The sequence below is a fragment of the Protofrankia sp. Cas8 genome, assembly GCF_963555845.1.
Classification (GTDB): Bacteria; Actinomycetota; Actinomycetes; order Frankiales; family Frankiaceae; genus Protofrankia.
In genome coordinates this window covers 6855-14755 of the sequence record NZ_CAUVXI010000142.1, presented here as the reverse complement: position 1 = coordinate 14755, position 7901 = coordinate 6855, and the positions used below count along the sequence as shown (strand labels likewise).

9 protein-coding genes and 2 pseudogenes are annotated in these 7901 nt (G+C 67.7%); 3 read left to right on the top strand and 8 right to left on the bottom strand.

What is annotated here, in order from left to right; translation table 11 throughout:
• The 3 genes from U9977_RS18535 to U9977_RS18525 form a co-directional block, all read right to left on the bottom strand.
• Positions 1-932 (bottom strand): ABC transporter ATP-binding protein (locus U9977_RS18535; protein WP_322750541.1); only part of this gene is annotated, 932 nt, incomplete at its 3' end.
• 244 nt (positions 933-1176) lie between these two features.
• Complete coding sequence (locus U9977_RS18530; RefSeq protein WP_322750540.1) at positions 1177-1776, bottom strand: OmpA family protein; 600 nt, start codon at positions 1774-1776, stop codon at positions 1177-1179.
• Positions 1777-1904: 128 nt separating this feature from the next.
• Positions 1905-2501 carry a hypothetical protein gene (locus tag U9977_RS18525; RefSeq protein ID WP_322750539.1) on the bottom strand — a complete coding sequence of 199 codons (597 nt, stop codon included), beginning with the start codon at positions 2499-2501 and terminating at the stop codon, positions 1905-1907.
• 56 nt (positions 2502-2557) lie between these two features.
• Between U9977_RS18525 and U9977_RS18520 the strand changes: the two genes are divergently transcribed.
• Together U9977_RS18520 and U9977_RS18515 are read left to right on the top strand one after the other, a co-directional pair.
• Positions 2558-2731, top strand: a complete 174-nt coding sequence (locus tag U9977_RS18520) for a hypothetical protein (RefSeq protein WP_322750538.1) — start codon at positions 2558-2560, stop codon at positions 2729-2731.
• A gap of 553 nt (positions 2732-3284) precedes the next feature.
• A pseudogene (locus tag U9977_RS18515) lies at positions 3285-3572 on the top strand (type II toxin-antitoxin system VapB family antitoxin); the annotation flags it as partial.
• 121 nt (positions 3573-3693) lie between these two features.
• Here the strand turns inward: U9977_RS18515 and U9977_RS18510 are convergent.
• Together U9977_RS18510 and U9977_RS18505 are read right to left on the bottom strand one after the other, a co-directional pair.
• Positions 3694-4050 (bottom strand): hypothetical protein, encoded by a 357-nt coding sequence (locus U9977_RS18510; protein WP_322750542.1) that lies wholly within the window; start codon positions 4048-4050, stop codon positions 3694-3696.
• A 225-nt stretch (positions 4051-4275) separates the two neighbouring features.
• Positions 4276-5388, bottom strand: a complete 1113-nt coding sequence (locus U9977_RS18505; RefSeq protein WP_322750537.1) for a YibE/F family protein — start codon at positions 5386-5388, stop codon at positions 4276-4278.
• Between the two features lie 15 nt (positions 5389-5403).
• Between U9977_RS18505 and U9977_RS18500 the strand changes: the two genes are divergently transcribed.
• Entirely contained in the window at positions 5404-5589 is a 186-nt protein-coding gene (locus tag U9977_RS18500; RefSeq protein WP_322750536.1) for a hypothetical protein, read from the top strand.
• A gap of 231 nt (positions 5590-5820) precedes the next feature.
• Here U9977_RS18500 and U9977_RS18495 read toward each other — a convergent pair whose 3' ends face one another.
• The 3 genes and pseudogenes from U9977_RS18495 to U9977_RS18485 all read right to left on the bottom strand — a co-directional run.
• Positions 5821-6633: a YcnI family protein gene (locus tag U9977_RS18495; protein ID WP_322750535.1), complete on the bottom strand. Its 813-nt coding sequence runs from the start codon at positions 6631-6633 to the stop codon at positions 5821-5823.
• 155 nt (positions 6634-6788) lie between these two features.
• Positions 6789-7472 carry a hypothetical protein gene (locus tag U9977_RS18490; protein ID WP_322750534.1) on the bottom strand — a complete coding sequence of 228 codons (684 nt, stop codon included), beginning with the start codon at positions 7470-7472 and terminating at the stop codon, positions 6789-6791.
• A 5-nt stretch (positions 7473-7477) separates the two neighbouring features.
• Positions 7478-7901, bottom strand: a pseudogene (locus U9977_RS18485) (hypothetical protein); the annotation flags it as partial.

The following is a 7901-nucleotide window of genomic DNA, read 5'->3' as shown; positions in this document are numbered from 1 at the left end:
TGGGCTGCAATCGTTGCCTCTTGCAGTGGTGCCATCTCGCTGCCACCGAATGCGGCCGTGAGCCTGTAGTGGGTCAGGGTGGACGCGGTGGGGCCGAAAGTCACCTGAGGGTCGTTGAGTAGGAACACGTCATCGCAGGTCAGATGTGCGAGCGCCAGATCACGGGTCGAGATCACGACGCTGGTGCCGCTTGCCCGCATGGTTGCGAGCGTGGACAACAGAGCGGCCTGGCAGAGCACGTCAACCTCGGTAAACGGCTCGTCAAGCAGCAGCAGGCGTGGCTGCTGCGCGATGGCACGGGCGAGCATCACCCGTTGGCGCTGGGCGCTCGACAGCGTCCCGAAACAGTCGCGGGCATGATCGGCGAGTCCGACTGTCGCCAGTGCCCGGGCGGCCGCCGCCCGGTCGGTGAAGGTGGGTCGCCGCACCCATCCGATCCACCGGTACCGTCCCATCAGGACGATCTGGGTGACGGTTACCCGAACCTTGGCGTCAAGGGTCTCGGTCTGCGGCACGTATGCGATCCGACGGCGGGCCCGGGCCGGTTGTTGACCGAACACGGTGACCGATCCGCCGGTCACCGGCGCCAGCCCGAGGATAGCTTTGATCAAGGTTGATTTTCCGGCACCGTTCGGGCCGATCACGGCGACGGCGTGGCCGGTCTCGACGGTCCCGTGGACGGTGGTCAGGACCGGAGTCCGGCCATAGGCGACAGTGGCCCGGTCGAAGACCACAGCCGGGCCTGCGGTCTCGGGAGTTTCCGGTCTTTCGGATGCACCGGATGCACCGGGTATTCCGGCCGGCCGGCTCCGGACGTCCACTTCGATCAGTCGCTCGGCGGCCTTGCTCGCTGGTCGTTCCCCGGCGGTTTTCACCGGTGCGTCCGGTGTGCTGTATGTGCCGCCCGACAGCCCCCGCATTGCCTCGGTCATGCTTCGAGACGGTACGGCCATTGCGTGTGCAACGCATAGCGGACTGTGATCACGCTGGCGACATCACCTGTTCGGGTGGATACGACCCGCCGCTGCGGCGACCTGCCGAAGATCGGTGATCTTTCGAGGTTTGTGTGCCGAAAACGGCCCTGTTGATCTTACAAACCTAGAAAGATCGTTTCTGTCGAGTCCCGGCAGCGGATGGCGACCGTGCGCGGCGGCTGGCGGCTGGCGGCATGATTGATCATGATGTGCGGTAGTTGATGGTCACGCGGCGGTTCTGGGCGCGGCCGGGGCTGTTGTCCGAGCCGTCCGGGTTGGTGTTCGGGGCCGCCGGGTTGGCCGAGCCCTGTCCGGTAGCGGTGACCAGCACATCGCCGGGGGCTTTCGGGCGCAGCAGGTCCGCGACCGCGTTCGCCCGTCGTTGGGACAGGATGACGTTGTACGCGGGCGTGCCGGTGCTGTCGGTATAGCCGTTGACTGCGACCGTCCCCTTGGCGTTACCGATCTGCGGGGCGATGTCGGTGAGCTGGCTGCGGGCCGCATCGGTCAGCTCGGCGGAGTCGAAGGCGAACAACACATCCGAGCTGATGGTCACGGCCACCCCGGAGCCGTCATGGCGCTCGGTCCGCAGCGCGAGGACAGCCTTGTCGAGATTGATCGGACGGACCGCATCCACCAGGTCGATCTGCAGGACCGATTCGGCGATGGCCTGATCGCTTACTGTCTCCACGGGTGCGGGAGGCGCCGGCGCGGCCCAGGCGCCCGGTGTGCCGACCGAGAAAGTGGCTCCAGTGGCCAGGGCGACAACCACGGCGGTGGTACCCACGGCGGTGGTACCCACGGCGACCAGCGCTGTGACCTGGATGGTAAGCCGTGTGGCGACACGTGTGACAGCACGTGTGGCGACCGTAGCGGTCGGATCCCGCCGATTCGGTGTGCCGCCATCGCGCGTCGGCCCGGTGGCGGGCGTCACCGGCCGACCGGGGCGTCGTCGAACAGCAGGCGATCATCGGCGTAGACGTCGACGGTCCGTACGTCCACCGGTGGTGCCGCGAAGGTGTACGAGGCGCTGACCGGGGTGTTGTTGACCGTCTTCGTCCTCGGACCGTTGGCGCCGAGTTCGAGATTGTGGCTGTCCTGCACGACGAAGTAGCGCTTCAGGTTGACGCTGTCGACGAGGGTCATCGCCGGACTGTGCGCCGCGAACATGTCGAACACCGAAATCTCCTTGTTCTGCGGGGGACTGGCGTACCTCGGTGTCCACACAACAGTGAGTGTTGCCAGGCGTCCGTCCACCTTCAGGCCGACGAAGCCGACGTCGATGGTTCCCGCGCCGCCGCCCGGAGCGCGGAAACTGGTCGTCCTGCTGGCGACGGCGCTGTCCACAGTGCCCTGGTTGCCGGCGGGCGAAGCCGCCCCGGTGGCCGGCGCGGCTCCCGCGGTAGCCCCTGTGCCGCCGGTGGGTGCAGCTTTCTGCGAGTCGCCGGAACATCCGGTGGCCACCAGTACGATCACGCCGAGTGTGGCGGTGAGCAGAGTGGTGACCAGGGTCAGGCGGGTTCTCATCCTGTGGAGCATCCGGACCTCCCGCATGGGTACGACAACGGTGCGCGATCCCGATTATGCGGACAGCGGATCTCCTCGGCTCCGTCCGGGCCGACCCGCCACATGTTCAGTCCGTGGCGATCGAGGCAGGTGATCCGCGCACCCGCCAGTTCGACTACCTGGCATGCTGGTGTGACGGCGGCCAGCGTGGGACCAGTCGCGGGCGTGGCATCGCCGTCCGGGCGCGATGATCGTCGGGTGCGGATCACTGTGACCCCGTCCGGTAAGCCGCGCAATGACATCCATCGCCGGGCCGGGAACATGGCGCAGGGAACCGGCACGCACGAGTCGCTCACCGTGTGGGCCCGGTTGGGTGGGGGTTCCTCGTTCGGTCGCGTCATCGCCACAACACCCTCCGCCAGTATGAGCCACTTTCGCTGCATTGAAGTTAGGTTAACCTAACTTTGTCCACAAGTGGTGAACGGTTTTAGCGGGCGACAGCATCGAAAAGATCACATTGACAGATCGTCTGGCATTGTGCGTGGGCGGCGAACCGTGATCCTCTGGGGGGCATCGTGCCGGGCTGCGTTGCGGAAGAACTTTGCGATCAATACTGCTTGGTTCACATGATAGGTATTGTTGGATTGGGTTTGTTGCGAAAAATGTTGATTCTTGGTTCCGCTGTCGATCCACAGCGATGTAGAGACAACCGATGTGGAGGGTGGTCGCGATCCGCTGGGTCGGCGGAGGATTCTAGGCTGTCAGGTGTTCCGCGAAGGTGTGCCTTCGTCGAGGAGGTGTTAGTTGATCTTTAGATCTGTGGGTGATGGCCGCCCGTATCCTGACCATGGCCTGAGTCAGCGGGAATGGGCCGCTATCCCACCGCGCCAGGTCCGACTGGACCAACTGATCACAACGAAGCGGGTGCTCGCGCTTGACGTCCTCCTCGACGAGGACTCGACCTTCTATGGGGACCTGTTCCCGCATGTCGTGGAGTGGGACGACCGGCTCTACCTTGAGGATGGCCTTCATCGGGCCGTGCGTGCCGCGCTGCAGCAACGCAACTCCATCCACGCGCGGGTGCACGTGCTCCAGCACGGCCGGGCAGCGGACGCGGCCGGGTCCGCCGGCGCAGACACGGCCTTCGGTGACACCGCATTCGGAGGGGCGACGTTCAGTGGGGCGGCAGCCAGGGTTGCTCCGTGGTTGGGTCTCAGCCCCCGCTGATCAGATAGGTCGTGTAACGGTCTTGGTCAACCTTGCCGAAGATGTGCTCCGGGCAGTCGCGCGAGGGTCGGTAGGCAACGATCGGCCGCCAGACCGGCAGGCGGCCTACCTGGGTGAGGGCGCCGCCGGCGAGTTTGCGAGCGTCTGCCTGGGTGCGGTCCGGTTCGTTGCTCAGCTCGTACCATGACCCGCACCAGTGGATCTCCTTCGGGCGGCTCGTCCAGGCAGCGGTGTGGAAGAACCACAGCAGAAACATCTCACGGAACACCAGAGCGATGATCGTTATGATCAATAGCGCACGGACGAAGTTTCCAGCTCGGCCTGAAGCGAGAACGGGGCTCACGGGACGCGAACCCAGCAGCGCGATCGGTTGATCCTCAACGGTGCTCCACCGTGCTCCCGCCACCCGCCTCTGCGTACCTGTGCGGCCCAGCCGTGATCGCGTCTGTCTGCCGGTCTCGCCGGGGCCCGTCCACCCCGAACACACCATAGGGGTATTTAGCCCTCTTCCGCGGTAACCGGCGTTTCGACGCGCCATACTGTCCAGGCGGGCGCCCGGAATGGATGCCTAGAGCGCGCGGCGGGCGGCCACGAGCGCGGCGATGCCGGTGGTGATCGGTACCGACAGGACCAGGCCGATGGCACCGACCGCTGTCCGCACGACCTCCGCGGCGACCAGGTCGCCGGTGACGACGTCAAGGGCGGAGCGGTCCGCGAGGGTGAACAGCAGCAGCGAGGGCAGCGCCGCGCCTGCGTACGCCATCATGATCGTATAGATGGAGGATGCGATGTGGTCCCGTCCGATCCGCATGGCTGACCGGTAGAGCTCCGGCGGCGGCGCGTGCGGCGAGGCGTCGGCAAGTTCCCACACCGCCGACGCCTGGGTGACGGTCACGTCGTTGAGTAGGCCGAGGGAACCGATCACCAGGCCGGCGAGGATCAGTCCGGTCAGGCTCAGCCGGCCGTCGAACGCCTTCAAGGAGGCTGACTCGTCCGAGCCGAGCCCGGTCAGTGTGGTCAGCCGGATCGCCAGGTATCCGAGCACGCCGGTGAGGCCGAGGCCCGCCAGTGTGCCGAGCAGCGCGCACGAGGTGCGGGCGGACGGGCCGTGCGCGAGGTACAGCAGGACGAACAGCACCGCCGCCGCGCTGACCAGCGACACCGCCACCGGTGACCGTCCGTCGAGCAGCGCCGGCAGTAGGAAGAACACGAGCATCAGGTAGGTCAGGGCCATGCCGACCAGCGCGGCGAGCCCGCGCCAACGGGCGACCGCCACGACCACCAGGGCGAACACCAGCGCGAGGATGCCCAGCGGTCGGCCGCGCTGGAAGTCGCTGAGATAGTAGTCGACGCCGCCGCCGGGCGATGTGCTCCGGCCGAGCCGGACCTTGTCCCCGGCGCTGAAGGTCGGACCGGCCGGGTCGACGGACTGTTCCAGCGGTCGGGTCCGGCCGGCGTCCGGGCCACTGGTGATCAGGACCGTCAGCTCCAGACATGCGGTCGCCGATGCCGTCGTCTGCTGTCCGGCCGATGCCGATGCCGATGCCGATGCCGATGTTGGTGCCGGTGCCGGTGGTGATGCCGCCTCGCTGACGGTTCCGCCGCCGCACGGACCGCGTTCCGCCCGTTTGATCGTCGCGTTCACCAGCGTGATGGGCGTGCCGTCGGGAGCACGGAACACGTCCGGGATGGGCCGATGGCCGGTACCAGGCCACAGCGCGCCCACGCCGACGGCTGTTGCGGCGAACAACGGTACGAGCAGGACGGCGAGGACGATCCGGCTACGGCGGCTGGCGGCCGCGGGGCGTCCGCCGCCGCCACCGTGGCCGTGGCCGTGGCCGTGGCCGTGGCCGTGGCCGTGATCGGCTTCGGCTTCGGCTGAACCGAGTCCGCGTCTGTTGGCGCTGTGAGCCCCCGGCACCGTCCGAGTGTGGTCCGCGATAGAGCATCACAACAAGGGGGAATCCGGATGTGTCGGAGCGGATCATCCTTGTCCGGTGAAATCCCGACACATCCGAATCATGGAACGACCGAATCATGGAACGACCGGAGCCTCCGGGCGGGCGAACAGAACCATGATCGCGCACCCGTTGGCCCCCCCTGGGACGCAGCGTTAGGGCGTGGTGCTTCGGCGGCGACCGGAGCGCAGGGCGAAAGCGCCGAATCCGATCCCGGCGATCCCGACGACCAGGCCTGCGATACCCAGAGCGCGAGCTGTTCCGTCCGAGCTGTCGGTGCTCTGGGAGGCGGCCTGCATCGCCGTTGCGCTACTCGGCCCGGTGCCGCTCGTCCCGGTGCCGCTCGTCCCGGTGCCGCTCGACGTGGTGCCGCTCGACGTGGTAGTAGTCGCCGCTGAGCCACCGTGCGCGTCCGTACTGTCGGTACTTGCGGCGGTGAGGGTCAGCGTGGGCGCCGGGTGCTCGGGCTCGGCCTGTCCAGGCTGGGCGATGTCGATCCATCGCACGACCTGGCCGTCGCTGTAGGTCTGCAGGGTCTTGAACGCGAGCGCGCCGGGCTTGTCCGGCAACGGCCCGGCCGAGATGACGAACTGTGCGAACTCGCCCGACTTGATGGCCGTGTCGCCGGACGAGGCAGTCCAGATGATCTCACTGACACCCTCGGAGATGGTGCCGTCATCCGTAGTGATCGGCTTGTCCAGTTTGACCTTCTTGACCTCGTAGGTCCAGCCAGGAAAGTTTTTGATCAATACCGACGCGATCGGGGCGTCGCTCGGGAACTGGACGTCGACCTTGGTCGTGGACGCGTCGTCGCGTTCGGTTGGAACCTGGAACATCAGCGTCGTGTACGCACCGGCGACGGCCGTCGGCGGTGCGACGGTGACGTGTGCCGATGCCGGCAGCGCGAAAGCGATCACGCCGCTGAGGGCGGCGCCGAGCACGGCGGCGCCACGGATTGTGCGAGACATGCTGATCATCTCGAATCGTCTCGAAGGAGATTGCTCGCGAAAGACGTGCTCTGGGCACGCGAAATCGGTGGCAGGAGTATTTGGCAGGTTGCCGATGGTCACAGCGGAACCCGTGTCTTGCTCAAGGCCGGGTTGGTTCAGGCAGCGCAGGCGGTTCAGGCAGCTTTGGCCGAGCGGACGAGCGGTGGTCCACGTCGTCTGCCGGCGCGGACGAACAGGGCTCCGGCCACGGCTACCGGCGGCATGAAGCCCGCGGACCGGTCGCTACCGTGCCGTCGCGCAGAGGGCCTGGCGTCAAGCATCGGGCCGGACACCGGGATGACGAGCGTGGCTGCGAACCAGCGGACGGCGCGTAGTAGTACGGCGGCGGCCCGTGTGCGCGCACGAGCGCCGGCGACCGCGGCGCGCAGGCTGGCCGCGTTCCACAGCCCCCGCTCAGCCATGGCGAGCATGGCGGCGACAAGGGCGGCCGTGCTGACATGGGCAACAGCCATCGTCATGCCGTCGGCGAGGACCGCTTCACCCGCCATCCCGGCGCCATGCGAGGTGAGCGCGAACGTGACATGCAGCGCAAGCTGGGTGAGCCCGATGCCGGCCAGCACGGCGATGGACCGCCGTTCCCGCCCGGCGAGTCCGTATGCGATGCGGGTCAGCAACCCGAATGCGCAGACAACCAGCGTCGAGGATGGGCGGTGGCCGCCGGCCGCGGTGTGGGCCGCGACGGCGAGGCAGACCGACGACCCGGCAAAGGTGGACGCGCGTGCGAGGCGTCCCGCGGTCGTCATGGCGACGGCGGGCCTTCCAGCGACGCCGGCAACGGCTGCCGCGCGTACGTTCACGGCGGTCAGCCTGCCATATCGGGGCGAGGCCGCATAGCCGGCGGCTCCGTCCCGACGTCCGGCCCTGGTTGCGGCCCTGGTTGCGGTCCGCCCTCGCCCGACGTGGTCCGTTCCCGCCAGCCATGGCGTCGGGTCACCACGGTCACCGCACCGAGTAGGCCGACGCCGATGCCGATGGTGACCGTGGTGAGGGTCCGGGCGAGGACAAGGGGCCCCGCGACCGGGGCACCCGACCGGTACAGCAGGCCGATGTCAGCGAAGCCGCCGACCATGGCGATGACGAAGCCGGCCGTCGCGGCAAGGTAGACCCCGGTGGTCGACCCGCGGACCAGCAGGACGGCCGCGACCAGCCCAAGGGTCCAGGCGACCATCTCCACGGTGTTGCCGAGCAGGAAGCCCGACAGTCGGCTGTCGGCCCGCGAGAACGCG

What these genes read in the sequence shown, in the direction of transcription:
- U9977_RS18525 (WP_322750539.1), bottom strand. Translation starts at nt 2,501, where the DNA reads ATGAGAACCCGCCTGACCCTGGTCACCACTCTGCTCACCGCCACACTC.
- U9977_RS18520 (WP_322750538.1), top strand. Translation starts at nt 2,558, where the DNA reads ATGCGGACAGCGGATCTCCTCGGCTCCGTCCGGGCCGACCCGCCACAT.
- U9977_RS18500 (WP_322750536.1), top strand. Translation starts at nt 5,404, where the DNA reads ATGGCCGGTACCAGGCCACAGCGCGCCCACGCCGACGGCTGTTGCGGC.
- U9977_RS18495 (WP_322750535.1), bottom strand. Translation starts at nt 6,633, where the DNA reads ATGTCTCGCACAATCCGTGGCGCCGCCGTGCTCGGCGCCGCCCTCAGC.